Consider the following 25219-nt stretch of genomic DNA (forward strand, 5'->3'; position numbering starts at 1 on the left):
TCAGTCTTCGGCGGTGACGGTCGTGACCAGTCGGTCGTACGCGTGCCGGGACGCGGGCGCACCGGCGGGCCGCCAGAGCAGCAACCGCAGCGCGAAGTCGTCCGGGATGAGGAGCTCCTGGAAGGCCATCGACAGCGGTCCCACCGACGCCGGCGCGAAGCGGACCTCGCCGGTGCGTGCAGGCCGCCGGTGGTCGTGCGCCCACGTCCGCGCGAAGAGGATGCTCTGCGAGGACAGCTCGCCCACGAGCCGACGGAACCCGTCGTCCTCCTCGTGCTGCTCGAGGGAGTCCCGGAGCATGGCGGCCACCTGGGCGATGGTGTCCAGGCGGCCGGTGGCGGCCCCGTCCGCGTCGTTCCGATCCGCCTCGTCGTCGGCCTGCCGCCCGAGGAACGCGTACCGGGCGATGTTCACACCGGGGCGGAACGCTCCGGTGAGGGCCTGGGCGAGCGCGTTCGACGTCACCACGGTGAGGTGTCGGTCGGTGACCACCGCCGGGAGGCACCCGATCGCGACGACCATCTCGCGGACACCGGCAGGGGTCACGCCCTCGGCACCGTTGCGGCTCATGCGACCCACGGTAGCGCCGAGCGACGCGCGGGAGGGTGGCCCTCGGAGGACCAGTGCTCGGTGCGGCACGGGCGCGGACCGGGCTCTCGGCGCCCCGACGGTCGGCCGGGGTGGTCCCCAGCGCGGCGGCCGAGGCCCGACCCGGGCCCCCGGCAGGGGCACCCGGTCCTGAGAGGGCCACGTGCGACCGGCACGGTCGTCCCTACCCTGGCGGTCAGGAGGACTGATGACCGACTACCCGGACCCGAGGCCGAGCTGCCGTCACGGCGCATCCGCGTCTACGGGCGCGAGTTCGAGGCGAGCGCGCACGCCATCACGGACTTCCTCTCCCGTTCCGTCGTGCACTTCGACTGGATCCCGCTCCGCACCGACTCACAGTCGGTGGAGGTCACCGGGCACCGGTTGGCCGACGCCACGCTGCCGGTCGTCGTGTTCCCGGACGGGGCACGGCTCGTCGGCCCCGACCTCCGTCAGGTGGCCGATCGCCTGGGCTGGGTCCACGCACCCCGCCGCACCGAGTACGACCTGTCGATCTACGGCGCCGGGCCCGCCGGCCTCTCCGCCGCGGTCTACGCCGCGTCCGAAGGGCTGCGCGTCGTCCTGCTCGAGCGGGACGCCGTCGGAGGACAGGCTGGCTCGAGCAGCCTCATCGAGAACTACCTGGGGTTCCCGGACGGCGTCCCCGGGGCGGACCTCGCCGAGCGGGCGCGCGAGCAGGCCGTCCGGTTCGGCGCCGAGCTCCTGCTGATGCGCGAAGGGATCCGGGGCGCCTTCCACGGCCATCGGATCCACGCCGACCTGGCGGACGGCAGCCAGGTCGTCGCCCGCGCCAACATCTGCGCCACCGGCGTCGAGTGGCGCCGGCTCGGCCTCGAGCGCGAGGACGAACTCCTCGGCCGTGGGGTGTACTACGGCGCCGGGACGAGCGAGGCCGACCGGTGTTCGGGGGAGCAGGTCTTCGTCGTCGGGGGAGCGAACTCGGCGGGACAGGCCGCGATGAACCTCGCCCGCTCGGCGTCGCACGTGACGATGCTGGTCCGCGGTGACTCGCTGTCCTCGACCATGTCCGAGTACCTGAGCAGCAGGATCCGCCAGGCGCCGAACATCTCCGTGCAGACCACCAGCCGCGCCACCCGCCTCCTCGGCGACGACCGCCTGCGCTCGATCGAGGTCACCGACGACTCCGGCACCGCCGTCGAACGACCGGCCACCCGGCTCTTCATCTGCATCGGCGGGCAGCCCGACACCCACTGGGCCGCCGACACCGCCATCACCCGCGACCGCCTCGGGTACCTCGTCACCGGGCCCGACCTCGACGCCGTCCCGGGGGCGCTCGACGCATGGCCGCTGTCCCGTCGCCCGTACCACCTCGAGACCAGCGTCCCCGGGTCCTTCGCCGCGGGGACGTCCGCGCCGGCTCCGTGAAGCGCGTCGCCGCGGCCGTGGGCGAGGGCGCCAACGCCGTCACCCTCGTGCACCGCTACCTCGCCGAGACCGACTGACCCGCACCCGGAGGACCGACGATGACCGACGACACCGACCCCGCGCTCCCCACCGCCGGCCGATCCGCCGACCACCTCGACCGACCGGCCGCGTTCTTCAGCGCGCTCCTCAACGAGCACTTCGTCCTCGAGAGCGCCCGGAGCATCACCGTCAGCGAGTCCAGCAGCAGGTCCTCGCTGTACCTGACCACGCTCTCCAGCTCACTCGTGGCCTTCGGCTTCCTCGCCCACACCCCGTTCGCGCTCGGCTTCCTGGCGGCCATCATCCCGGTCATCGTCCTGCTCGGTGCCTTCACGTACGAACGCCTCGTGGAGACGTCGCTGGAGGACGTCGCAGCGCTCGCCGCGATGCAGCGGATCCGCCGCTACTACGGACGCCTGCTGCCGGAAGCGGACACGTACTTCACCATGCCCCGGGGGCGGCACGCCGCGAACGAGCTCCTCGACATCGGCCGAGCGCCGTCCTGGTACCGACTGTTCTTCACGATGTCGTCGGCGATCGCGTTCGTGAACTCCATCGTCGCCGGAGCGGGCGTCGCGATCCTGATGGACCAGCTCGGCGCCGCCGACCCGGGGTCGATCGTCTGGGGAGTGGCCGCGGCGGTGGCGCTCGCCGCGGCACACCTCGCCTACCAGCTCCGGTCGTACCGCATGATGCACCGGCTCATCGCGCAGTCGGAAGCGCTCGACGAGCGGGACTGATCGGGGCGGCGCGCTACGGGCCGCCGGGCCGCCGGGTCGGGCCGGCGGGCCTGGCTGCACGGACGGCACGTGCCGTGGCGGTCACGGCCGGGCGCGCCGACTAGGGCCGTTCCGCCAGCTCCTCGACCCAGTCGGACGGGACACGGTCAGCCGGGCCCGGCACGGACTGCCGCCGGGGGTGGCTCTGCGGGTCCGCCAGGCGCGGCCCGGGCACCGTCTGCAGGGTGACGAAGTCCCAGAACCAGTCCTCGCCCGGCTCGAAGGACTGCATGACCGCGTGTCCGGTGGCCTCGAAGTGCGCGGTCGCGTGGCGGCCGAGGGAATCGTCGGAACAGCCGATGTGGCCACACGACGCGCAGCGCCGGAGGTGGACCCACCAGGAGCCGGTCGCGTCGCACTCGACGCACCCCTTCCCGGAGGGCGGCACGGACGCGTCGATCATGTTCGCGGTGTTCGTCATGCGAGAACGATGCACCCGCCGGTCGACGCTGCACGTCGGTCGTTCGACTGCACTTAGGTCAGGACGCCCGCTGTTCGTGGAAGCGGGCGGCCAGTTCGCGCCGTGAGGAGACGCCCCACTTCGCGTAGACGTGCCGGACGTGGGTGATCACGGTGTGCGAGGAGATGAAGAGGTCCGACGCGATCTGCTGGGTCGTGAGCCCGGCCGCGACGCGCCTCCACCACCTGCTGCTCCCGCGACGTCAAGCCGTCCTGGGCAGGGTCCACGCAGACCGGTCGTGTCGGCACGCCGGCGTCACGGAGCCGGCGCCGGACGCGTTCGGCGTCCCGGGTCGCGACGGCGCCTCCGAACCAGCTGGCGGCCTCCTGCCAGGCCTCGACGGCCCCCGGCTCGCCTGCCGCTGCGGCGAGGCAACCGAGGTCCTCGAGTGCCGACGCGAGCACCAGTGGCCGTCGTACGCGTCGGAGCCGCACCACCGCCCGGCTCAGGCTCTCCGCCGACCCGCGCACGAGACCGTGCACGTGCAACGCGATCCCCGCGGCGAGGTCGTTCTCCGGGTTGGCCTCGGCACGGGCGAGGGCGACGGCCTCGATCCGGCCGACCCGGTCGTGTCGGCCCGCTCGGAGGGAGAGCCGGAGCAGGTGCACGTCGTCGGCGGGGTCGGCCGGGCTCGACATCGACGCGACCGGCTCGTCGAGGGTCTGCCACGCCTCCTCGGTCAGGGACACCGCCTCGTCGACGGCATCGAGCGTCTGCGCCTCGAGCGCCAGCAGCCAGGCGCCGGCACGGTGCAGCGACGGGTTTGCCAGCAGGTCCTCCGCGAAGTGCCGGTACCGCTGCACCGCCTGTCGGTCGGACTGCACGAGCGCGATCCGGAAGAGGACCGAACCCGCGGTGAGGTCCGCGAAGCCGCCGAGTTCCAGGTCCTGCGCGATGTCGAGCACGGCCTCGGCGACGGTCTTCGCCTCTTCGAGCTCGCCCTGGTCGAACAGCACCCGCGTCCGGAGCATCATCCACGACGCCGACGCCCGGGCCAGGCGGTTGTTCCTCGTCTCCGTCGCGTTGGCCTCGGCGATGCGGGCTGCGCGCTCCGTGTCGCCCGTCGCGTTCGCGAGGAACGCGACCCACAGCCCCTCCGGCAACCAGGCCGTCGTCGCGGCCTCCGGTGATCCGGCGATCCGGCGCATCGCCGACGTGATGAGCCGGGTGGCGTCGGCGAAGCGTGCCTCGTTGAACGCGAGGACGGACTCGCTCGCCTCGAGCGTCGCGACCGCCCGCTGATCGGGCCCGAGGCGAGCGGCTTCCCGTGCCTCCGCCAGCGTGGCCCGGAGCGCCTCGTGGTCGCCCGCGTGGGCGAGGTTGAGCGCCCGCAACGCGAGGAAACGGGTCCGCGAGTCGGCGGGCAGTCCGGGCAGGTCCAGCCCGGACTGCACGGAACGGAGCGCGTCCGCCGTCGAACCGTCCGTCTGGAGCCGTGCGATCGCGAGCCGGAGCCGCGCGTCGTCCTCGACGTCGAGGTGCCCGTCGACGCACCGGCCATGAGCCGCGGCCTCCTGGACCCGGCCGCTCTGCCAGAGCAACGGCAGGACGTCGGCGACCAGTCCGGGGAGCGCCGGGGTCCCACGTGCCACCTCGGCCGCCCGGAGTGCGAGGGCGCTCGCCTGGTCGGCGTCGGTCTCGGCGAGTTCGAGTGCCGCGGACCGGAGGAGGTCGGCTGCCTCGACGTCGCCCGGTTCGGCGACGTCCGCGACCCGGGCGGCGACCGTCAACGGCTGGACGCCCTGACGCAGCAGCGCGGTGACGCCCTGCCGGACGAGCGCGTCACCGCGCGGCCGCCGGGATCATCGACTCCGCGACCTCGCGGATGACGTCGTGCCGGAAGGAGAGCACGCGTCCCTCGTCGACGAGCACCCCGGCCGCCAGCGCCTCCTGCAACTCGGGGAGCAGCCGGTGCATGGGCTCGCCGAGGACCGCGGCGAGCGCCTGCACGTCGAAGGTCCGTCCCAGCGTCGAGCCCACCTGCACGACCTGCCGCGCCGAGGTCGAGAGCCGCCGGAGGGTCTCCCGCACAGACGCTCCGAAGGCGGCGGGCAGGGTGGGTGACGGCAGTGTCGCGACACCGCCGCGGAGGTCGACCAGGTGCTCGTCGATGAGCCCGCGCACCAGTTCGACGATCAGCAGGGGAACGTTGTCGGCGCGGCGGGCGGCGTCGAGCACGGACTGGTCCGGCACGGCGTCGAGCAGGTCGCCGATCACCACCGCGGTCGCCTCGTCGGTGAGCGGTTGCAGGTCGATCACCCGGCCTCGCGTCGAGAGTTCCTCGACGGTGTCCGCCACGGACGGGTCCTGGTCCTCGGAGCGCACCGCGACGACCCACAGCACCGGCAGGTCGGACAGCCGTCCGGTGAGAACCGGAGGACCGCGAGGAACTCGTGTCGCACCACCAGCAGGTCGTCCAGGACGACGACGACGCCGGTGGTCGACGCCGCGCGTTCCAGGTCCTCCTGCAGCTGCTGGAGGAGCCAGTACCGCGACTCGGGATCGGCGGCGACCGCCCGGAGCGCCGCGTGTCGAAGATCGGGGGGGGCCCGGTGCCGAAGGCGTCCAGGACCGGGGCGAGCGGGATGAGGTGGGCGTCCCGGTCGGTCCGCGCGACGGCGAGGCGTGCGCCCGCGGCGGTGGCCTGCGCGATCGCCTCCTGGAGGAGCCGCGACTTCCCGATGCCGGACGGCCCCCGGACGACGATGACGTCGCCCGTTCCGGCTGCGAGGCCGCGACCGCCGCGGCGATGTCGGACTGTTCGGCGGCCCGACCACGGATCGGCGGTTCACGGTGTCGTCCGGGAGCGCCGGCGGGGCGGAGGGGCCCCTCTCGCACGGCGCGGTCCTCGTTCGTCAACACGGTGTCCACCAGTTCTCCTCGGGTGGCTAGAGTCTATGGACGAGGTGTGGACCAGCGACTGGCCCTGTCACTACCCCAGCGGGGACGCCGCGGCTCGTCGGGCCGGTCGACGCCCCCGGTTCCGTGCGGGATCGGCCCCGACGGCTGCCCGGCGGCGACGGGCCGCACCCTCCGTGCCGGAGGGTGGCCCCGGCAGGACCACGACGAGCCGTTTGACGTTTGGGACCCGCAGCGCGGGTGTGCAGGCTCGTGACATGACCGCGACACGAGATGGTTCCGCGCTGCGACCGCTCCCCGGTGGTCCGCCACGGGACCGGCTTCTGGATCGTCGCCGTGACGTTCACCGCGGTGATGGCCTACTCGACGGTGCCGACGCCCCTGTACGGCCTGTACGAACGAGCGGACGGCTTCCCGCAGTTCGTCGTGACCTTCGTGTTCGCCGCCTACGCCGTCGGGGTCGTCGCGGCGTTGTACCTCGCCGGCACCTCAGTGACGTGGTGGGTCGTCGGCGGATGATCCTCGTCGCCGTCGCGGTGGAGATCGCGCGGCGGTCGTCTTCCTCCTCTGGCCCCAGCTGCCGGGCCTCCTCGTCGCAACGCCTGGTCAGCGGGGTCGGGGTCGGGCTCCTCACCGCGACCGCGACCGCACACCTCGGCGAGTTGCGGTCCCGCGCCCACCCGGAGGAGGACGCGGCGAACGCCGTGACCGTCTCCGGCGTCGCGAACCTCGGCGGACTCGGGCTCGGCCCCTCGTCGGCGGGCTCTTCGCCGAGTTCCTCCCCGCCCCGCTGGTGCTGCCCCACCTCGTCTTCCTCGTCGTCTTCGTGATCGGACTCGTGGCGATCGCGATGGTCGCCGAGATGGTGGCCCCGCCGGTCGAGCGACGCCCGTACCGGCCGCAGCGGATCGCCGTCCCGGAGAAGGCCCGAGCGACGTCCGTACGCCGGCGCCGCAGCGTTCTCCGCCTTCGCGGTCTTCGGCCTGTTCACGTCCCTCGCGCCGACGTTCCTCGTGGTGTCGCTGCACCAACTGGACCGGCTCGCCGCCGGCATCGTCTCGTTCTCGGTGTTCGCTGCCGCCTGCTTCGCACAGGTGCTCCTGCGCACCGTGACGGTCGCCCGGCAGCTCCGCGTGGTGCTCGTGGTGCTGCCGGCCGGGCTGGTGCTGCTCGCGGTCGGTGCGGTGATCGGGCCGTTCCCGCTCTTCACCGCTCGGGGGCGTCCTCGCCGGCGCAGGGGTCGGGCCGCTTCTTCCGGTGCGCACTCGCCCGCGCGGCGTCGACCGCGGACGCCGGGTCACGCGGTGTGGTCCTGGCCGCGGTGTTCCTCATCGCCTACGCGGGACTGTGCGTCCCGGTCCTGCTCGTCGGAGGCGCGCTGGTCGTCTTCCAGCCGGTCCCCGTGCTCGTCGTCTTCGTCGCCCTCGTCCTGGTCGCGGTGGTGGTCTCCGCGGTCGGGATGCTGCGGCGGTCGGACGGCCTGGCCGGCCCGCTCGAGGCCGAGGAGCGCGTCCCCGAGCCCGGCACGGGTCGTGACCCCGAGCTTCGGGAACAGCCGGTACAGGTGGCCGCTCGCCGTGCGCGGCGACAGGAAGAGCTGGTTCGCGATCTGCTTGTTCGTGAGACCGGCCGCAGCGAGGGACGCCACACGACGTTCCTGTTCGCTGAGGTCCGCCGACTCGATCGACACCGTCGGTGCACACGCGCCGCCCGCGACGCGGAGCTCGGACTGCGCCCGACGCCGCCACTGCTCGGCGCCGAGGCCCTCGAACACGCTCGCCGCGAGCCGGAACTGCGTCCGAGCGTCCAACGGGTGCATGTTCCGGCGCAGCCAGTCGCCGTACGCGAACCGGACGCGTGCGACCTCGTACGGGGCGGTGTCGACGTCGACGGTCGCGAGGGCGTCCTCGAACGCCGCCCGGACGTCGTTGCCGACGTCGAGGACGGCCCGGGCCGCGCGCAGGACCAGCGCCTGACGGGGGGAGACCCGGCGCCCGATCCGCTGCTCGGCCGTCTCCAGCAGCGCGATGCCGTGGTCGTGGAGCCGCAGGCGAGCCGCGCACTCGGCGGCGTCCAGCAGCTCGACGGGCCCGTAGCTGTCTGCGACCCATCGACTCTCCACCGGCGGCCGCGTGACCGACCGGGCGTGCGCCTCCTCGAACCGTCCCATCGCGACGTCGAGCGAGGTCCGCGCGTGGTCGGCGGTGCGTGCGACGAGCGGGGCGCCGTGCTGTCGGGCCCAGCGGGTCGCGTCCTCCGCCTTCTCGACCGCCTGTTCCGCGTCGCCCTGCACGGAGTGGACCACGGCGTGGAGCGCGTCCGCCAGCGCGACGAACGTCGAGGCGCCCCACCGATCCGCGGTCTCGTGCAGTCGCGTGAGCACAGTGCTCGCGGCGCGCAGTCGGCCGGCCTGGAAGGCGGCCACCGCGTCGCGGCAGGACCGGAAGTACCCGAGGAGGCCGGTGCCGCCGGCTCGGCCGAGCATCGCGTCGACGAGGTCTCGCCGAGGATCGGTCGCGTCGAGCAGCGACCAGGCGACGTGCAACGCGACGGCCTTCCACGGCTGGGCGTCGGCCGCCGAGGTGGGCGTCCCGGTACAGGGCCGCCCGCTCGTGTTCCGTCCGAGAGTCGTCGACGCAGTCCTCGACGAGCCGCAGCACCGGGTCGAGGTCGCGGTCGGCGGCGAGGGACAGGGCGTCGTCCCACCAGGAGTGGTCGCCGCGGAGGAAGCAGAGGACGAACAGGGTCGTGACCAGGAGGTCGTCGTCGTGGTCGGCCGTGTCGAGCGCGGCGAGGACGGCGCGTCGGCAGTCCCGGACCTCGCCCGAGCGGACGGCTCGGACGAACTCGGTCGCGGCCGTCATCGCCGGCAGTTGCTCGGCCCCCGTCCCGGCGAGACGGTCGCCTTCCGTGTCCACGACGGCGAAGTCCTCGATGAACGCCGCGACGGCCGTCGCCTCGGGCACGCAGCCGAGACCTCCGGTCGTCGGACGAGGTCAGGCGCGCGGCCTCGAACAACGCGGTGACGGCCTCGTCGGGGCGGCGGAGCCGGAAGGACTCCTCGACGAGGGCGACCAGGCGCTCGGCCAGGCGGTCGTCGTCGCCGGGCGACGTCGTTGCCAGGGCGAGGACGCGGAGACGCTCCGGAACCCCGGCGGTGGCGGCGACCGCCGCACGGGCCCGTCGGAGTTCCGCGCCGGAGGCGGTCGAGAGCAGGGACGCCCGGACGACGGGGTCACGGACGATCGGCCCGGCACCGGCGACGGTGGCGCGCAGACCGACGGTCGTGGAGGTCCCGTCCGGGGCGGACAGTTCGAGCTCCGCGTCGGGCGGGAACTCGACCGACGCGATCGAGGCGAGGAGCGCTGCCTCGCGCTCCTCACGGGAGAGTCCGTCCACGACGCGGGCCGCCCGTTCCGCCGTGGCTCCCAGTGGCGGGTAGACGACCGGGAACGGTGCCGAGCGGTCGGTGCGGGACTCGGCGGTCCACGCCCGACCCACGGTGCGGAGGAGGAGCGGGTTGCCGGCCGCGAGACGGCGGAGCATCGCGAGACGGGTGGCCGGGAGGTCGACGCTGTCCTGACGGAGCAGGTCCTCGATGGCCGCTGCCCCGAGTGGGCGGGAGCGGAACGGACCGGAGGCCGTCCCAGCCGGGGACCGTCTCCCGGTCGTCGACCGCGACGACGCACACGGTGCCCGGATCCCGCACCAGGCCCGCGAGCATCGAGTGCAGTTCGGTGCGCGCACCTTCGGCGAGCGTGTGGAAGTCGTCGACGAGCACGACGCCGACCTGACCCGACGGTACGACCGGTGCCGTCGGGGGCGCCGGCGACCGGCGACGGGATCCGCTCGGCCGCACCCCGGACGAGCGCGACCCACGGTCCGAACGACGACGCGGAGACGACGGGGTCACCGCCGGACGACCGCAATCGCACGACCTTGTGCCCGTCCGCTCGTGCCGCGGCCTCGATCCCGGCGAGGGCGTGCGTCTTTCCCGTGCCGACGGCCCCCTCGAGGATCAGGAAGCGGTCGTCCGCAGTCGATGACGGGTGGACCGCCCGACGGAGCAGGTCGTCGTCGTGGTCGTCGCCGTGCGTCGGTCGTGTGCCCGCGATGCTGATGGTCATCGTTCGCTCCTCGGTCATCGGTGGTCGTGCCGGTCGGGCGCTGCACCGATCCGGTGCGATCGGACGCTACTGACCCGGCGTCCGCCCGCACATCACCCCTCGACGGTGAGCGCATCCCCTGCCCGGAGCCGGGCCACGGCGAGTCATCCGACTCAGGCGTCGACGAGCGCGCGCCTGGGACGCCTCGGAACGCACCATCGTGATCGGGAGGAGCGGAGCCCATGACGTCGAACCACGTCGCACCACCGCAGCGTCGCGCCCGCCGGCCGACCGACGAGGACCTCCGGTGACGCCGTCGGGCGCGCGGGTCCCGATCGACGCGCAGAGCGTCGACGCGCCGCTGTCGCGGTCGGCCGTCTTCCTGACGATGACGATCGGACCGGACGACGACGACCTCGACGCGGTCCGCGACGTCATCGCGGACCTGGACGGGCTCATCAAGACCGTCGGCTTCCGTGACCTCGGTGCGCACCTGTCGTGCGTCGTCGGCATCGGTGCGACCGCGTGGGACCGGTTCGTCCCGCACGTCCGGCCACGCGAGCTCCGTCCCTTCACGCCGATCTCCGGGGGGAAGCACGGCGCCCCCGCCACGCACGGTGACCTGCTCTTCCACATCCGTGCCGAGCGGCAGGACTTCTGCTTCGAGTTCGAGCGGCTCCTGCTCGCGGCACTCGGCGACCACGCCGTCGTCCTCGACGAGGTCTCCGGGTTCCGGTACTTCGACACCCGCGACCTCCTCGGGTTCGTCGACGGCACCGCCAACCCCGTCGCGCAGGACCTCGACGCCTCCGCGCTGGTCGGGGACGCCGACCCGGCCTGGGCGGGCGGCAGCTACGTCGTCGTGCAGAAGTACCTCCACGACCTGGCGGGGGTGGAACGCGCTCGGGACCGACGCGCAGGAACGGATCATCGGGCGGTCGAAGTCCGACAACGTCGAACGCGACAGTGCGACCGAGGCGCGACCGTCGCACAAGACCCTCGCCACGATCGTCGACGACGCCGGGGTCGAACACGACATCCTGCGCGACAACATGCCGTTCGGACGACCGGGCAGCGACGAGTACGGCACGTACTTCATCGGCTACAGCAGTGAGCTCTGGGTGCTCGGAACGCATGCTGGAGCGGATGTTCGTCGGGGATCCTCCCGGCACCTACGACCGACTGCTCGACTTCTCGCGCGCGGTGACCGGAGCGACGTTCTTCGCCCCGACGCACGACCAGCTGGTCGGCCTCGAGCAACTGGGCGCGACCCCGCCGGCCACCCCCACGCCCCACCGCGACCTCGGCATCGGATCACTGAGACGACCGCAAGGACGGACACCATGAACCACCTCCTCCGAGAACTCGCACCGTTCGGCCCCGACGCCTGGGCGATGCTCGACGCCGAAGCCCGGGACCGACTCGTCCCGGCGCTCACCGCACGACGGGTCGTCGACTTCGACGGTCCGTACGGCTGGCAGCGGTCGGCCGTGGACCTCGGCCGGACCGAGACGCTCGACGGGACGCCCGGCATCAGCGCCCGTCGACGACGGGTCCTCCCGCTCTGCGAGGTCCGCGCCGAGTTCACCGTGCGGGTCGAGGAGATGGTCGACTTCTCCCGGGAGCGACCGACGTGGACCTCGGCGCACTGGACCAGGCCGCACTCCGCATCGCAGCGCTCGAGAACGAAACCGTCCTCCGCGGCTGGGCGGCCGGCGGGGTCGTCGGGATCGGAGGCGCGACGACGCAGCCCACCCAACCGCACGACGGGACCGCGGAGTCGATCCGGGTCGCGGTCACGAACGCGGTCGCGGCGCTCCGGGACGCCGGGGTCGACGGCCCGTACTCGTTCGCCTGCAGCCCGCTCGACTGGGCGGCGATCGTCGAGACCGACGACGCGGGCTCCCCGCTCCGGAAGCAGATCGAGGGGATCATCGGCGGGCACGTGGAGCGGGCTCCGGGGATCGAGGAGTCGGTGGTGATCAGCCTGCGCGGCGGCGACTTCGAGCTGACGATCGGCGAGGACCTGACCCTCGGCTACCTCCACCACGACCGTGACGACGTCTCGCTCTACGTCGAGGAGACGTTCGCGTTCAAGGTCAACACCCCGGAGGCGGCGGTGCGCGTCGTGCGGACGCTCTGACCCACACCCATCCCCACGACGCTCCGACCCACGACGCCCCCACCCGCGACGCGCCCACCGGCGACGCGCCCACCCGCGTCAGGCCGGCGGCTGCCCCGCGCTTCCCCTGCACGTCGAGGAACGCGACGGCCGCCGCGCTCTCCGGCGTCGACGGGAACAGCGGCGTGATCGTCAGCCCGCCCGTCCCGGGGACGACGAGCAGCTCCCACTCGAAGTCGAGCCGCCCGAAGGGTGGCACGTCCTGCACGAACGCGCCGTTGGTCAGGATGGCCACGTCGTACCGTCCCCAGAGCTCGGCGAACTCGGGGGAACGCGTCATCAGCCCGCCGAGCACCTCGCGCATCCGCTCGTCCCCGGGGTCCGCGCTGAACCGGAAGACGGCGACGATCTGCGCGGCTCGTGCCTGCCACTCCGCGGCCGGGTACTTCGCGCGGCACGCCTCGGAGAACACGTACTCGACGCGGTTCTGCCCGGGGCTGAGGACGCCGCCGCCGATCGCATCGCAGAGCGGCGTTCGACGCGACGATGTCGAGGTTCCGGTCGGCGACGAAGACCGGGGTGCCGTCCCACCGGCGCACGAGCCGTCGGAGCTCCTCGTCGCTCGGCCGTCGCCCGCTCCCCGGCGCCTCCGGTGCAGGGGCGCGTTCCGCGACCGCCCGCAGGTACGCGGCGCCGTCGGCGTCGAGCCGGAGGGCGCGTGCCAGTGCCGCGATCACCTGGGCGGAGGGGGACGTGCTCGCGGCCCTGCTCCAGTCGCACGTAGTACTCGGTGCTGATGCCGGCGAGCTCGCGACCTCGGCCCGCCGGAGGCCCTTCACGCGACGTCGGTCGTCCGCGGGCAGTCCGGCGTCCGAGGGGCTGACAGCCGCTCGTCGCGCCCGGAGGTACCCGCCGAGCAGCGAGGCGTCGGGCGTCACGGCGACGACGGCTGGCACGTGGGTCGGACCATGCCCCGATCCTAGACGGACGTACAGAGGCGCCGGACGCACGCGCTCGCACGATCGCGCGCGCGGACGCCCGCGCACGCACGCACCCGCGAGCACGCACGCACGCACGCGCAAGGACGCGCGCGACGGCGCCCGTACCCGCCCGACCCCCGCCTCTACCCCTGCAACTGCCGCCACGCGGTGATCTGGAAGTCACGCACCTCGAAGGACGCGAGCCCCATGAGCGAGCGTTCCGGCTTCGCCGGGGAACCGCACGTGGATCGTCTGGTCGAGCATCACGAGCGACCCGCTGGAGGCGACCCGGTCGGGCACGATGTCGAACACCTCGAAGCTCTCGAGGATCGCCGCGCACAGGCGGAGCACCGCGGTCCGCCCGCGGATCTGGCTGCAGGTGGCCGGCTGGTAGACCACGTCCGTGTCGAGGAACGGCACGAGCTGGTCGAGGTCGCGTGCGCGGAAGTTGTCGAGGAAGTCGCGCACCACGAGTTCGTTCTCCAGCGATGCCGTCATCCTGGACAGCGCGTCGTCAAGCGGGTCGAGCACGGGGTCCCCTCCGTTCGTCTCGAGGAGCACGACCAGCGCCGATCCGGTCGTGACGAGTGGGAGCAGCGGGACGACCATCGGCGCGGCGTGCACCAGGGCGGTGCCGGCGACGGCACCCGCCAGCACGGCCAGGACGACCAGCAGCTGCACCAGTCGCACGCCGGGTCGACGCGCTGCGAGCTCCTCGACGAGCGAGGTCAGCGTCCCGGTGACGAACGTCGTCGTCACGCCGGAGGCGCCCGAGACCCGTTTCGCCAGCACGGTCTGCGTGCCGAGCGCCGCCGCCGAGAGCGCGATCATCCCGCACGACCCGGCTGTCCCGACGTGCCCGCCGGTGGTCGCCCACGCCACGAGCAGGCCGAGCAGCAGGACGAGGCCGCCGCCGGCCAGAGCCCGGACGCCCGTCTCGGGTAGGCCGTGCCGGTCACCGGCGTCGGCGACACTCGGAAGGCCACGAACGCCGCGGCCGCGAAGACCGGCGAGCGCGGTCGCCGCGCCGGCGACCGTCACGAGCCAGTCGGGGCGGGTGAACATCCCGAGCAGCACGAGGTTGCCGGTCATGTTCGCCGTGAAGATGCCGCCGAGCAGCAGGAACGCGAACGCGTCCGCCGCGCCGGACCCGAAGGCGAGCAGCACGAGGGCGGCGCCCAGACGCGCGCCGGGGGCTCCCGCCTCGTGCGTGTCGCGACCGCTCGACACGGGTCAGCCCTCCCGCGCGAACGGCATCGAGTGGCCGAGTCGGACGCCGTACCGGGCGATCGCCCGTGCGACGTCGAGCCGGTCGCTCGCGTAGACGGACAGTGCGGCGTCGAGCGGGCGTCGCGCGAGCGCGTCGGCCAGCGCGAGCGCGTCACCGGCGGCCTTCGCCGCGCCCATCGCGGTGTGCGGACGCACGACGGCCGCCGCGTCGCCCGTCAACACGGCCCGGCCGGCCGTCGACGCGGTGCGACGTAGTCGACGATGGCCTGGAGGAACGGGGCCGGTTCCGCCAGGACGGCTGCGGCGAACTGCGGGGGGCAGTTCCGGACACCGCGTCGGAGTGCAGCTCGTCGCGGAGCAGGTCGGGCAGGTCACCGGGTGCCAGCGAGGTCCCGGTCGGCGGACGCCCGGACTCACGCATGATCCGCTCGAGCCGGCTCGGCCCGATCGGTCGGTACCAGACCCAGTTGTACCGGCGGAGGCCGGGTTCGGTCTCGCCGTCCGGTCCGGGCACCAGGTAGCCGAGCACGTGCGAGCCGGGCCCGGTGAAGAACGCGAAGCGCTCGAGGAGCAGGTCTGCGGCCTCGGCGCGCAGGGCCCGCTCCGGGATGAGTCCGCGCCAGTGCTGTACCCGACGTACCGGTTCGTGTGCTCGTCGGGCGCGACGAAGCGGCGGACGACGGAGTTCGCACCGTCGGCGCCGACGACGACGTCGAAGGACCGGGCGCGTCCGTCGGCGCCCACCACCTCGGCGTGGGCGTCGTCCGCTCGGACCGCTTCGACGCGGTGGTCGAGGAGGTACTCGTCGTCGTCGAGCAGGCTCCGGAGGGTCACCCAGAGGTGGTCCCACGAGACCTGCGTCTGCGGGGACCGGTCGCGGGAGACGACGTGCCGGACTGGTCGAGCGTGATCCGCTCGTGCGCCAGGACGCCGACGTCGGCCGCGCGGTCGAGGCCGAGCCGCCGGAGCGAGAACCAGGTCCTGCTGGGCGACCAGTCCGGCCCCACGGCGCTCGAGGCCCGTCGGCGAGCGCTCGAACACGGTCACCTCGTGGCCGTCCTGCTTGAGCAGGGCCGCGGCGAAGAGGCCACCGAGCGACCCGCCGACGACGGCGACCCGGCGCCGGGTCGGTGATCGGAACGGGGAGGAGGTCGTCATCGTCGTCGCCCTACTCCAGGCGCCGCTCTTCGGCCTCCTCGGCGCGTCGTTTCTCCTCCTCGTGCGCCTCCTCGACCTTCTCGATCGCTTCCTCGCGGGGCTTCTTGTCGGTCATCGTGTGTCCTCTCCGTGTTGGTCGCGGGCGATCCTGCTCGCAGCCTCTCGGAACGCCATCCCACCGGGGCGCCGGACAGCGCACCAGAGTCGCTTTGACTGCAGTTCCGTGATCCGGATCGGACCGACATCGAACGCGAGCACGACTCGTGACCGGCGGCATGTCCTCGCAGCCTCCCGGGACCGGCCCCCGGTACGCTCGGTTCCCGTGTCACGAGTCGTCCGCCGCCCCCGTTCCGCTCGTCCGGAGGCCGGTGACGTTCTCGGTCGTGGCCGTGCTCGTGCTGGCGGTGGGCTACCTCGTCGCCGCGGCCGTCGTGCCCTTCGCCCCGGCGAGCGCCTCGACCACCACGTACTCGGCGCCGACCTCCACGGTGCCGGACCTCACCTTCCCCGGCTACGGCGCCACCGCGGTCGAGGCCACCGACTTCCCGGAGAGCCTCCGACCAGTGGGGACACGAAGCCCCGGTCGATCGCCAGCATCTCGAAGGTGGTCACGGCACTCGTCGTCCTCGACGCCAAGCCGTTGCAGCCCGGCGAACCCGGACCGTCGATCGCGTTCAACGCCGAGATGCAGGGGCTCTACGCCGGTACCTCGCGGTGAACGGCGAGGTCGCTCCGATGCCCGCCGGCCTGAAGCTCTCCGAGTACCAGACGCTGCAGGTCATGCTGATGAAGTCGGCGAACAACTACGCGGGGTCGCTCGCGATCTGGGCGTTCGGGTCGCTCGGCGCCTACGACCGTGCCGCTGACGCGTGGCTCGAGCGCCAGGGTCTCGACGACACGACCATCGACGAGCCGACCGGGCTCGACGCGGACAACACCTCGACCGCGACGGACCTCGTCAAGCTCGGCCAGCTCGCGCTCGCGAACCCGGTGGTGAAGGAGGTCGTGGGGACCAAGAAGGTCACCGTGCCCGGCGCCGGCGAGATCGAGAACTCGAACAAGCTCCTCGGGCTGGACGGTGTCGAGGGCATCAAGACCGGCACCCTCGACGAAGCCGGCGCCTGCCTGCTGTTCGCGGCGACCTACGAGCGCGGCGGCAAGTCGGTGACGGTCGTCGGCACCATCCTCGGCGGGGGTCGACCACGACTCGCTCGACGTCGACGTGCAGCGCCTGCTCCGGTCGGTGGCGGACAACTTCCAGGTCGTCACGCTGACGCACGCGGGACAGACCTTCGGGACGTTCTCGACGCCGTGGCAGGACGAGGCCGACGCCGTGTCCGGGAAGGCGTCCGAGGTGCTGGTGTGGGGGAAGACGACCGTCTCGGCGAAGGCCCACCTCGACCGGATCACGCTCGGCACGAAGGGGGAGCGCGTCGGGCAGGTGCGCTTCACGGTCTCCGACCACGACCCGGTGGGCGGTCCCGCTGGTCCTCGAGCGCTCGATCGACGACCCGGGCGTGGTGGCGGTGGACCAACCCGTTCCAGGGGCGCGTGACGACCCCGCCGGCCGCACACCTCCGGCCCTGGTCTCCGGCGGACGCGCCGGTGCTGCGCGCGGCCTCGGCCGACCCGGAGCTCGCACGCCAACTCGGCGGGTCGCCGTTCGACGACGCCGCGGCGGCGGCGGCGTTCATCGCCACCCGGTACCGGGACGACGACCACGCCCGCAACTGGGCGGTGGACGACGGCACCGGCACCGTCGTCGGGGCCGTCGGCGTCACCTCCGTCGAGTACGGGCACGGCACCGCGTGGATCTCGTACTGGCTCACTCCCGCGGCACGCGGCCAGGGGCTGGCGACCCGTGCCTCGGTGTCCGCCACCGAGGACGCCTTCGCCCTCGGACTGCACCGCCTCGAGCTCGGGCACCGCACGGACAACCCCGACTCGCGCGGCGTGGCCACCCGCGCGGGCTTCGCGGCCGAGGGGATCGAGCGCGAGCGGCTCCGTTACGGCGACGAGCGCTTCGACGTCGAGACCCATGCCCGACTCGCCACGGACCGGCCCCCCGACGTCCGGCCCCTGCCGATCGCGGCCGCAGGGTCGTAGTGTCGGACGTGTGACGACGACGTTCTCCGCACTGCCCCGTCCACCCTCGGGATCGACGCCCGCGGCATCGCGGCCTTCCTCGACGCCCTCGAGTCCACCCTGGACGTGGAACCGCACGGCTCGTGCTCCTCCGCCACGGCCAGGTCGCGGCGGAGGGTTGGTGGCGGCCGTACGACCGCGACCGCGTCCACCTGCTCTACTCCCTGAGCAAGAGCTTCACCGCCGCCGCGGTGGGGATCGCCGTCCGCGAGGGTCGCATCGACCTCGACGCCACCGCCCTGTCGTACTTCCCGGAGCTCGACGCCGACGTCACCGACGAGCGCAGCCGCCGCATCCGGGTCCGGCACCTGCTGGCGATGGCGAGCGGTCACCGCGAGGAGACCATCGCCCGTGCCGAGGCCCTCGACCTCGTCGAACACCGTCCGCGGCTTCCTCCTCCTGCCGCCCGACGAGGAACCCGGCACGGTCTTCGCCTACAACCAGCCCTGCACGTACACGCTCGGCGCGATCGTCCGTCGGGTGAGCGGCGTGTCCCTCGTGGAGTACCTCCGTCCCCGGCTGCTCGACCCGCTCGGCATCGACGACCTCGCGTGGCGGCGGGACGCGTCCGGTGCCGAGTTCGAGTACAGGGGTTGCTACGCCACGACGGAGTCGGTCGCGAAGCTCGGTCAGCTGTACCTGCAGCGCGGCGTGTGGGACGGCGAGCGGATCCTCGACGAGGACTGGGTCGCCGCGGCGACGAGCACGCAGGTGGAGAACCCCGCCGAGGCGAACCCCGACCGGCGCCAGGGGTACGGCTTCCAGTTCTGGATGGCCCGTCACGGGTTCCGCGGCGACGGCGCGTACGGCCAGTTCTGCGTCGTCCTGCGCGGAGCAGGACGTCGTCCTCCGCGATCACCGGGCAGAGCCTCGACATGCAGGCGGTCCTCGACGCGGCCTGGCAGCACCTGCTGCCCGCCGTCGACGCTGCGGACGCCGACGGGGCCGGGGACGACGGCCTGGAGGCGCGACTCGCCTCCCTGGGGCTGCCCCCGGTGCGGGGTGGCCGGCTCCCCCGACCTCGCTGCCGCCGGTCCGTTCCTGGGGCCGGAGCTCGACGGCCTCATGTTCACGCACGACGCCGACCGCTGGCGGGCGACGATCGACGTCGACGGCGACACGCTCTCGGTGCCGGTCGGCGAGGGGGAGTGGGCCGTCGACGGCGCCCTCGCGGCGAGCGGCGCGGTGGACCCGGACGGCACGGTGCTGGTCGACGTCCGCTTCGTCGATACCCGCACCTCCTGCACCTGCGCGTCGACCCCGGCACCGCGACCGTCTCCGCCAGCTGGGCGACCGAGCCGCTGCACGACGGCCCGCTCACCCCTCCGTCGTCCGGCCGACTGGCCCCACCCGATCGCACCCCCGCGCCGACGTCGCACCCCCGCACACCGGGGTGCGACGTCCGTGGCAGGGTGCGACCCGAACGGCCGTCGTCAGGGAGCCGCCGCCGGCAGGTCGAGCGTGACGTCCGGAGCGTCCTCGAACCGGAGCGACACGACGACGTCGTCCGCGTCGCGGAAGCGTGCGGGCAGGTCGAGCGCGTACGACGCCGGACCGAAGTCGGCCGTGCAGGCGTTGCCACCGATCATATGTCATCGTCACGACCGGCCCCCGGTCGCCGGACTCGATGCCCGTCGGAGCGGTGGGGCAGCTGGACGACCCGTACGTCGTGACGAAGAACCGCTCGCCCGGGTCGACCCACCCCACCGCCGGACCGGTGGCGGGGGGGAGCTCGGACAGGCCGCCAGGGCCGGCGCCGTCGTACGGCTCGCCGATGACGTCGGACCCGAGCACCCGCTCAGGAGCGACACCACCACCGCGGCCGTGACCACGCCGGCGGAGGCACGGCTGCGGGACCTCGGCTGTGACGCATCGCGGGCTCAGGGGGTGTCGGACTTGTGCTCGACGACGTCCTGCAACTCGGGGCGCTTCGGGACCACGCCGTCGCCGGACGACGTGTGCTTGATGCGGCGGACGACCCAGGGCACGAGGTACTCGCGCGCCCAGCCGAGGTCCTCGGCGCGGGCCTCGCGCCACGGCCGGGCCTCGAGCGGTTCCGGGTTGAACGGCGCGAGCCCGTGCTCGACCCCGAGGGCGTCGAGCACGGCGGCGGCGACGGTGGCGTGGCCCATCGGGGAGTGGTGCAGCCGGTCGGGCGCCCACATCCGCGGGTCGCGCAGGACCCGGAGCGCCCACATGTTCGCGACGAGGGCGCCGTGCTTCAGCGCGATCGCGTGCAGGTTCTCGTTGTAGATCGCGGTCTTTCCGCGCACCATGCCGAGCACCGGGGTCATCCCGACGTCGGGGCCGGTGAAGAGCACGACGGTGGCGCCGTCGCTCCGCAGCCGTTCGACCATCCGGTCCACCCGCTCGGCGAGCTCGTCGGGGTCGGAGCCGGGCCGGATGATGTCGTTGCCGCCCGCCGACACGGTCACCAGGTCGGGGCGGAGCCGGTGAGCGCCGGCTCGACCTGCTCGTCGATGATCTGCTGCAGCAGGCGCCCGCGGATCGCGAGGTTGGCGTAGGCGAAATCGTGGGTCTGGTTCGCCAGGACCTCGGCCACCCGGTCCGCCCAGCCGCGGTTGCCGCCCGGCACCGTGGGGTCCAGGTCACCGATCCCCTCGGTGAACGAGTCACCGATCGCGACGTCCCTGGACCACGGATGACGATCTGACACGACTCGGACCATAGTCTCGTGCCATGACGAAGGCCAACACGGCAGCCGCGGGGTGGACCGCGCCGGAGGACCTGCTCGACCGCATCGCCGGCCGCGCCCCCGGCTACGACGCCGCGAACGCGTTCTGCACCGAGGACCTCGACGAACTCCGGGCGGCGGGCTACCTGCGGATCGGCGTGCCGGTCGAGCGGGGCGGGTCCGGCCTCGGGCTCGCCGCGACGAGCGCGGTGCAGCGGCGCCTCGCGCAGGCCGCACCGGCGACGGCGCTCGGGCTCGGCATGCACCAGGTGTGGGTGCAGGCGGCGCGGGCCGTCACCGCGCGGGGTGAGTCGTTCCTCCAGGCCGTCACCGACCACGCGTCGGACGACCACCTGCTCGCGTTCGGGGTGAGCGAGCCCGGCAACGACGCCGTCCTGTTCGACTCGTCGACGACGGCGGAGCCGGACGGCGACGGCGGGTACCGCTTCACCGGCACCAAGGTGTTCACCTCGCTCGCGCCCGCGTGGGACGTGCTGAGCGTCTTCGGCAAGGACGAGACCGGGCCGGAGCCCGCGGCTCGTGCACGGCTTCGTGCTCCGCGCCGACGGCGACGTCGAGCACCTGGACGACTGGGACACGCTCGGGATGCGGGCGACGCAGAGCCGCACGACGAAGCTGCACGGCGTGCGCGTGCCGGCGGAGCGGATCGTGCGGTCGCTGCCGGTCGGGCCGAACCAGGACCCGCTCGTGTTCGGGGTCTTCGCGGCGTTCGAGCTCCTCATCGCGTCGGTGTACGTCGGCATCGCCTCGCGTGCGGTGTCGCTGGCGGTGTCGGCGGTGCAGTCGCGCGCATCGCTCGACAGGACGCCCCGGTCCGAGGACCCGGACGTGCGCCGGACGATCGCGGACCTGCGCGGGGCGGTCGACGCGATCGAGCCTGCAGGTGTCCTCGCTCGCGCGCTCCGTCGACGAGCTGGACGACCTCGGTGCGCGGTGGTTCCCGCTGCTGGTGGGGACGAAGGCACGCGCCGTGGACACCGCGCAGTACGTCGTGGACGAGGCGATGCGCGTCGTCGGCGGCGGCGCGTACCGCGCGGGCGGCGAGCTCGCCCGACTCGCTCGCGACGTCCGGGCCGGGCAGTACCACCCGTCCTCGCGGGACTCGGCGGCGCGGACGATCGCGGCCTCGTGCTCGGTCCGCTCGGCTGACGCGCGGCGTTGTCGGTGGGGGCTGGCATCATCGCCGTGTGAGCAAGCAGGACCCGGACGCAACCGGCTGGTGTCCGACGCGCCCGTCGACGACCTCACGGCCACCGTGCTGCACGTCGACATGGACGCCTTCTTCGCCTCGGTCGAGCTCCTCGACCGTCCGGACCTGGTCGGTCTGCCCGTCATCGTCGGGCACGACTCGGACCGGTCCGTCGTCACCGCCGCCACCTACGAAGCCCGGAAGTACGGCGTGAACTCCGCGATGCCGATGGCCGTCGCGAAACGCCGCTGTCCCGCCGCGATCATCGTCGAGCCGCACTTCGAGAAGTACCGGGCGAAGTCCGACGCCGTGATGGCCGTCTTCGACCGCTTCACGCCCCGCGTCGAGAAGCTCGGCATCGACGAGGCGTTCCTCGACGTCGCCGGCGCGTTGCGGCTCTACGGCACCCCGTGGGAGATCGGGCGTGCCATCCGCGCGGCCGTGTTCGCCGAGACGGGGCTGCACTGCTCCGTCGGCGCCGCGTCGACGAAGTTCGTCGCGAAGCTCGCCTCCAGCCGGTCCAAGCCCGACGGACTGCTGGTGGTGCCCGCGGCCGACACGGTGGCGTTCCTGCACCCGCAGCCGGTCTCCGCGCTCTGGGGCGTCGGCGGCAAGACGCAGGAGACCCTCGAACGCCGGGGGATCCGCACCGTCGGCGACCTGGCGACCACCCCGCTCGGGTCGCTGGTCTCCGCGGTCGGTCCCGCCGGCGGGCAGCGCCTGCACGACCTCTCGTGGGGGCGGGACCCCCGCACCGTCGAGGGCGGCGTGGGTGAGAAGTCGATCGGGCACGAGGTCACGTTCGGGCACGACCTGACCGAACGCGACGACGTGGCGCGCGAACTCCTGCGCCTGGCCGACAAGGTCGCGGTGCGTCTCCGCCGCGCCGACGTGCAGGCCCGCACGGTCGCGCTCAAGGTGCGGTACACCGACTTCACCACCCTCACCCGCTCCCGGACCCTGGCCGAGCCCACCGACGTCGCGAAGCGCCTGCACCGCGAAGCCGTCGAGCTGTACGACGTGCTGCACCGGCCGGGCAACCAGATCCGCCTGATCGGTGTGCGCGGTGAGAACCTCGTGCCGGCCGCGGCGAGCAACGCGCTGTGGGACGACGACGCGCCGTGGCGCGAGACGGAGACCACGGTCGACGCGGTCGCCGCGCGCTTCGGCGCTGGGGTGCTGCGACCGGCCTCCCTGGTCCGCGGCACGCCCGAGGGCACGTCCCGCACGCTCGGCAGGACCGAGGGTGACGGTAGAATCTGCTGAAGTGAGCGCAGCCGAGTACACCGATCAGCCAGGGCCCGGGGACCAGCCCGCGTCCCTGTGGGACGACTCCGCCGCGGCCGACCAGGCGTCCTTCGGGGTCGACGCCGACGGCCCCGCCGCAGCGGCTCACGACGACGCCGTGGCCGCTGCCGAAGCCGCCGGCAACGCGGCCGTCCAGCACCTGTCACCGGCCTTCCCGGACCGCGCCGCGTGGGGCACCGCCTCGAAGCTCCGCGCCTGGCAGGTCGAAGCGCTGACGAAGTACTTCGAGAAGGAACCGCGCGACTTCCTCGCGGCGGCGACCCCCGGCGCCGGCAAGACCACGTTCGCCCTCCGGCTCGCGACCGAGCTGCTCGCCCGCGGCACCGTCGACCGGATCGTCGTCGTCGCCCCGACCGAGCACCTGAAGCGACAGTGGGCGGACTCCGCGGACCGCGTCGGCATCCGGATCGACCCGATGTTCAAGAACGGCGACGGCATGTTCGGCCGGCACTACCAGGGCGTGGCGATCACCTACGCCCAGGTCGGCATGAACCCCGAGGTCCACCAGAAGATCACCGAGGGCGGCCGCACCCTGGTCGTCCTCGACGAGGTCCACCACGGCGGCGACGCCCTGACGTGGGGCGACGGCATCGAGGAGGCCTTCTCCAAGGCCACCCGGCGGCTCTCCCTGTCGGGGACCCCGTTCCGCTCCGACACCGCGCCGATCCCGTTCGTGCAGTACGCCCCCGACGAGCAGGGCATCCGCACCTCGATCTCCGACTACAACTACGGCTACGGCCGCGCCCTGAAGGACGGCGTCGTCCGACCCGGTGCTCTTCATGGCGTACGCCGGGCAGATGCGCTGGAAGACGCGCATGGGCGACGAGATGTCGGCGTCGCTCGGCGAGCAGGTCACGAAGGACATCACCGCCCAGGCGTGGCGCACCGCGCTCTCACCCGAGGGCGAGTGGATGCCCGCCGTGCTGTCCGCCGCCGACAAGCGCCTGACCGAGGTCCGCCGCGGCGTGCCGGACGCGGGCGGGCTCGTCATCGCGACGGACACCACCACGGCCCGCGCGTACGCCCGCATCCTGCAGCAGATCACCGGCGAGCGGCCGACGGTCGTGCTCTCCGACGAGGTCGCGGCCTCGAGCCGGATCCAGGCGTTCGCCGACGACACCTCACGCTGGATGGTCGCCGTCCGCATGGTGTCCGAGGGCGTCGACGTCCCGCGGCTCTGCGTCGGCGTCTACGCCACCAGCGCCAGCACGCCGCTGTTCTTCGCCCAGGTGATCGGCCGCTTCGTGCGCGCCCGTCGTCGCGGCGAGACGGCGAGCGTGTTCCTGCCGAGCGTCCCCGGCCTGATGGCGCTTGCCGCCACCCTCGAGCTCGAGCGCGACCACGCACTCGACCGCCCCAAGGACGCCGACGACGGCATGTACAACCCCGAGGACGCGATGGTCGCCGAGGCCAACAAGGAGGACCGCGCCTCCGAGAGCCTGCTCGAGGTCCAGCCCTTCGAGGCGCTCGACTCGCAGGCGTCGTTCGACCGGGTGCTCTACGACGGCGGCGAGTTCGGCACCGGGGGAGAGGTCGGCTCGCTCGAGGAACTCGACTTCATCGGCATCCCGGGCCTCCTCGAACCCGACCAGGTGCGCGACCTCCTCCGCGCCCGTCAGGCCACGCAGGTGAAGCGTGCGAAGGGCCGGACGCCCAAGGACGGCATGCCGAAGGCCGCCGAGCCCGAGAACCGCCCGATGTACCAGACGATCAAGGAACAGCGGTCCGAGCTGCACCGGCTGGTCTCGATCTGGTCGCGGCACTCGAACGAACCGCACGGCTCGATCCACGCCGAACTCCGGCGGATCAGCGGCGGCCCGGCCGTGGCGCAGGCGAGCATCGAGCAGATCCAGAAGCGCATCGACGTGCTGCGCTCCCGGATCGGCCGGGCGCCGGTGATCGAACTCGTCGACGACCGCACCTGGTACGTCAAGCGCGACGCCGAGTCCTCGCCCGAGGCGATCATCGACCGGTTCGGCGGCGGGTACCGCCTGCGCCGGTTCTCCCTGACCGAGTCGCGCCGGACCCCGCACGGCGTCTACACGGGCGTCGAACTCGCCGAGACCGCGTGGTGGCGGCTGCGCGATCGGCCGCGCGGCGGCGCGGCCTCATGACTACACCAAGCGAATCTCC

18 protein-coding genes and 9 pseudogenes are annotated in these 25219 nt (G+C 73.2%); 16 read left to right on the plus strand and 11 right to left on the minus strand.

Translation table 11 applies throughout. From position 1 onward, the window contains the following. A complete protein-coding gene (locus ACZ8AI_RS11145) occupies nt 1-570 on the minus strand; it encodes an MmyB family transcriptional regulator (RefSeq protein ID WP_464858294.1) in 570 nt (189 codons plus the stop codon). A gap of 339 nt (nt 571-909) precedes the next feature. Between ACZ8AI_RS11145 and ACZ8AI_RS11150 the strand changes: the two genes are divergently transcribed. Together ACZ8AI_RS11150 and ACZ8AI_RS11155 are read left to right on the plus strand one after the other, a co-directional pair. After that, nucleotides 910-1995 carry an NAD(P)/FAD-dependent oxidoreductase gene (locus ACZ8AI_RS11150; RefSeq protein WP_464858295.1) on the plus strand — a complete coding sequence of 362 codons (1086 nt, stop codon included), beginning with the start codon at nt 910-912 and terminating at the stop codon, nt 1993-1995. A gap of 98 nt (nt 1996-2093) precedes the next feature. After that, a complete protein-coding gene (locus ACZ8AI_RS11155) occupies nt 2094-2774 on the plus strand; it encodes a hypothetical protein (protein ID WP_464858296.1) in 681 nt (226 codons plus the stop codon). 100 nt (nt 2775-2874) lie between these two features. Here ACZ8AI_RS11155 and ACZ8AI_RS11160 read toward each other — a convergent pair whose 3' ends face one another. Genes ACZ8AI_RS11160 through ACZ8AI_RS11170 form a run of 3 tightly spaced genes read right to left on the minus strand, consistent with a single transcriptional unit; the run spans nt 2875 to nt 5616 of the window. Beyond that, nucleotides 2875-3234, minus strand: a complete 360-nt coding sequence (locus ACZ8AI_RS11160; protein ID WP_464858297.1) for a UBP-type zinc finger domain-containing protein — start codon at nt 3232-3234, stop codon at nt 2875-2877. A 53-nt stretch (nt 3235-3287) separates the two neighbouring features. After that, nucleotides 3288-5003, minus strand: a complete 1716-nt coding sequence (locus tag ACZ8AI_RS11165; RefSeq protein ID WP_464858298.1) for a hypothetical protein — start codon at nt 5001-5003, stop codon at nt 3288-3290. A 52-nt stretch (nt 5004-5055) separates the two neighbouring features. Next, nucleotides 5056-5616, minus strand: a complete 561-nt coding sequence (locus ACZ8AI_RS11170; protein WP_464858299.1) for a hypothetical protein — start codon at nt 5614-5616, stop codon at nt 5056-5058. Between the two features lie 816 nt (nt 5617-6432). On the opposite strand from ACZ8AI_RS11170, the gene ACZ8AI_RS11175 reads away from it, so the two are divergent. Beyond that, a complete protein-coding gene (locus tag ACZ8AI_RS11175; protein ID WP_464858301.1) occupies nt 6433-6651 on the plus strand; it encodes a hypothetical protein in 219 nt (72 codons plus the stop codon). Beyond that, nucleotides 6648-6962 carry a hypothetical protein gene (locus tag ACZ8AI_RS11180; protein WP_464858303.1) on the plus strand — a complete coding sequence of 105 codons (315 nt, stop codon included), beginning with the start codon at nt 6648-6650 and terminating at the stop codon, nt 6960-6962. Before ACZ8AI_RS11175 ends, ACZ8AI_RS11180 begins: the two co-directional genes overlap by 4 nt. Before the next feature lie 467 nt (nt 6963-7429). Here ACZ8AI_RS11180 and ACZ8AI_RS11185 read toward each other — a convergent pair whose 3' ends face one another. Further along, complete coding sequence (locus tag ACZ8AI_RS11185) at nt 7430-8677, minus strand: helix-turn-helix transcriptional regulator (protein WP_464858304.1); 1248 nt, start codon at nt 8675-8677, stop codon at nt 7430-7432. 67 nt (nt 8678-8744) lie between these two features. On the opposite strand from ACZ8AI_RS11185, the gene ACZ8AI_RS11190 reads away from it, so the two are divergent. The 5 genes and pseudogenes from ACZ8AI_RS11190 to ACZ8AI_RS11210 all read left to right on the plus strand — a co-directional run bounded on the left by ACZ8AI_RS11190 (nt 8745) and on the right by ACZ8AI_RS11210 (nt 12381). Continuing rightward, nucleotides 8745-9158, plus strand: coding sequence for a hypothetical protein (locus ACZ8AI_RS11190; RefSeq protein ID WP_464858305.1), 414 nt, complete (start codon nt 8745-8747; stop codon nt 9156-9158). Between the two features lie 1468 nt (nt 9159-10626). Next, nucleotides 10627-11079 (plus strand): annotated as a pseudogene (locus ACZ8AI_RS11195) (Dyp-type peroxidase); the annotation flags it as partial. A gap of 88 nt (nt 11080-11167) precedes the next feature. Next, nucleotides 11168-11296, plus strand: a pseudogene (locus tag ACZ8AI_RS11200) (Dyp-type peroxidase); the annotation flags it as partial. Between the two features lie 88 nt (nt 11297-11384). Continuing rightward, on the plus strand, nt 11385-11585 hold the full coding sequence (locus ACZ8AI_RS11205; RefSeq protein ID WP_464858504.1) for a hypothetical protein: 201 nt from the start codon (nt 11385-11387) through the stop codon (nt 11583-11585). Beyond that, nucleotides 11552-12381: pseudogene (locus ACZ8AI_RS11210) on the plus strand (family 1 encapsulin nanocompartment shell protein). Before ACZ8AI_RS11205 ends, ACZ8AI_RS11210 begins: the two are co-directional and overlap by 34 nt. Here the strand turns inward: ACZ8AI_RS11210 and ACZ8AI_RS11215 are convergent. The 4 genes and pseudogenes from ACZ8AI_RS11215 to ACZ8AI_RS11230 form a co-directional block, all read right to left on the minus strand. After that, nucleotides 12338-13018 (minus strand): MmyB family transcriptional regulator, encoded by a 681-nt coding sequence (locus ACZ8AI_RS11215; RefSeq protein ID WP_464858505.1) that lies wholly within the window; start codon nt 13016-13018, stop codon nt 12338-12340. The pseudogene ACZ8AI_RS11210 and the gene ACZ8AI_RS11215 sit on opposite strands and share 44 nt — an antisense overlap. Before the next feature lie 502 nt (nt 13019-13520). Continuing rightward, nucleotides 13521-14570, minus strand: coding sequence for a DUF1275 family protein (locus ACZ8AI_RS11220; RefSeq protein WP_464858306.1), 1050 nt, complete (start codon nt 14568-14570; stop codon nt 13521-13523). 151 nt (nt 14571-14721) lie between these two features. Further along, the gene (locus ACZ8AI_RS11225) at nt 14722-15420 is read right to left on the minus strand and encodes an FAD binding domain-containing protein (RefSeq protein WP_464858506.1); all 699 of its coding nucleotides are present in this window, start codon (nt 15418-15420) and stop codon (nt 14722-14724) included. A 185-nt stretch (nt 15421-15605) separates the two neighbouring features. After that, nucleotides 15606-15728, minus strand: a pseudogene (locus ACZ8AI_RS11230) (NAD(P)-binding protein); the annotation flags it as partial. Nucleotides 15729-16050: 322 nt separating this feature from the next. On the opposite strand from ACZ8AI_RS11230, the gene ACZ8AI_RS11235 reads away from it, so the two are divergent. From ACZ8AI_RS11235 to ACZ8AI_RS11250, 4 genes and pseudogenes are all read left to right on the plus strand, one after another. Then, a complete protein-coding gene (locus tag ACZ8AI_RS11235; RefSeq protein ID WP_464858308.1) occupies nt 16051-16446 on the plus strand; it encodes a hypothetical protein in 396 nt (131 codons plus the stop codon). Between the two features lie 17 nt (nt 16447-16463). Then, entirely contained in the window at nt 16464-17834 is a 1371-nt protein-coding gene (locus ACZ8AI_RS11240; RefSeq protein WP_464858309.1) for a GNAT family N-acetyltransferase, read from the plus strand. Between the two features lie 122 nt (nt 17835-17956). Next, a pseudogene (locus ACZ8AI_RS11245) lies at nt 17957-18175 on the plus strand (serine hydrolase); the annotation flags it as partial. Between the two features lie 49 nt (nt 18176-18224). Next, nucleotides 18225-18647, plus strand: a pseudogene (locus ACZ8AI_RS11250) (serine hydrolase domain-containing protein); the annotation flags it as partial. Between the two features lie 1106 nt (nt 18648-19753). On the opposite strand, the pseudogene ACZ8AI_RS11255 reads toward ACZ8AI_RS11250, so the two are convergent. Further along, a pseudogene (locus tag ACZ8AI_RS11255) lies at nt 19754-20562 on the minus strand (SGNH/GDSL hydrolase family protein). A gap of 11 nt (nt 20563-20573) precedes the next feature. Here ACZ8AI_RS11255 and ACZ8AI_RS11260 point away from each other — a divergent pair. Then, nucleotides 20574-20780, plus strand: a pseudogene (locus tag ACZ8AI_RS11260) (acyl-CoA dehydrogenase family protein); the annotation flags it as partial. On the opposite strand, the gene ACZ8AI_RS11265 reads toward ACZ8AI_RS11260, so the two are convergent. Next, on the minus strand, nt 20711-21079 hold the full coding sequence (locus ACZ8AI_RS11265) for a hypothetical protein (protein WP_464858541.1): 369 nt from the start codon (nt 21077-21079) through the stop codon (nt 20711-20713). The pseudogene ACZ8AI_RS11260 and the gene ACZ8AI_RS11265 sit on opposite strands and share 70 nt — an antisense overlap. 729 nt (nt 21080-21808) lie before the next feature. Between ACZ8AI_RS11265 and dinB the strand changes: the two genes are divergently transcribed. Together dinB and ACZ8AI_RS11275 are read left to right on the plus strand one after the other, a co-directional pair. Beyond that, nucleotides 21809-23044: a DNA polymerase IV gene (gene dinB / locus ACZ8AI_RS11270; protein ID WP_464858507.1), complete on the plus strand. Its 1236-nt coding sequence runs from the start codon at nt 21809-21811 to the stop codon at nt 23042-23044. Nucleotides 23045-23183: 139 nt separating this feature from the next. Beyond that, a pseudogene (locus ACZ8AI_RS11275) lies at nt 23184-24969 on the plus strand (DEAD/DEAH box helicase); the annotation flags it as partial. Between the last annotated feature and the right edge of the window lie 250 nt (nt 24970-25219).

It is taken from the genome of Curtobacterium sp. AC273 (assembly GCF_979253735.1).

What these genes read in the sequence shown, in the direction of transcription:
- ACZ8AI_RS11145 (WP_464858294.1), bottom strand. Translation starts at nt 570, where the DNA reads ATGAGCCGCAACGGTGCCGAGGGCGTGACCCCTGCCGGTGTCCGCGAG.
- ACZ8AI_RS11155 (WP_464858296.1), top strand. Translation starts at nt 2,094, where the DNA reads ATGACCGACGACACCGACCCCGCGCTCCCCACCGCCGGCCGATCCGCC.
- ACZ8AI_RS11160 (WP_464858297.1), bottom strand. Translation starts at nt 3,234, where the DNA reads ATGACGAACACCGCGAACATGATCGACGCGTCCGTGCCGCCCTCCGGG.
- ACZ8AI_RS11180 (WP_464858303.1), top strand. Translation starts at nt 6,648, where the DNA reads ATGATCCTCGTCGCCGTCGCGGTGGAGATCGCGCGGCGGTCGTCTTCC.
- ACZ8AI_RS11205 (WP_464858504.1), top strand. Translation starts at nt 11,385, where the DNA reads ATGTTCGTCGGGGATCCTCCCGGCACCTACGACCGACTGCTCGACTTC.
- ACZ8AI_RS11240 (WP_464858309.1), top strand. Translation starts at nt 16,464, where the DNA reads ATGCCCGCCGGCCTGAAGCTCTCCGAGTACCAGACGCTGCAGGTCATG.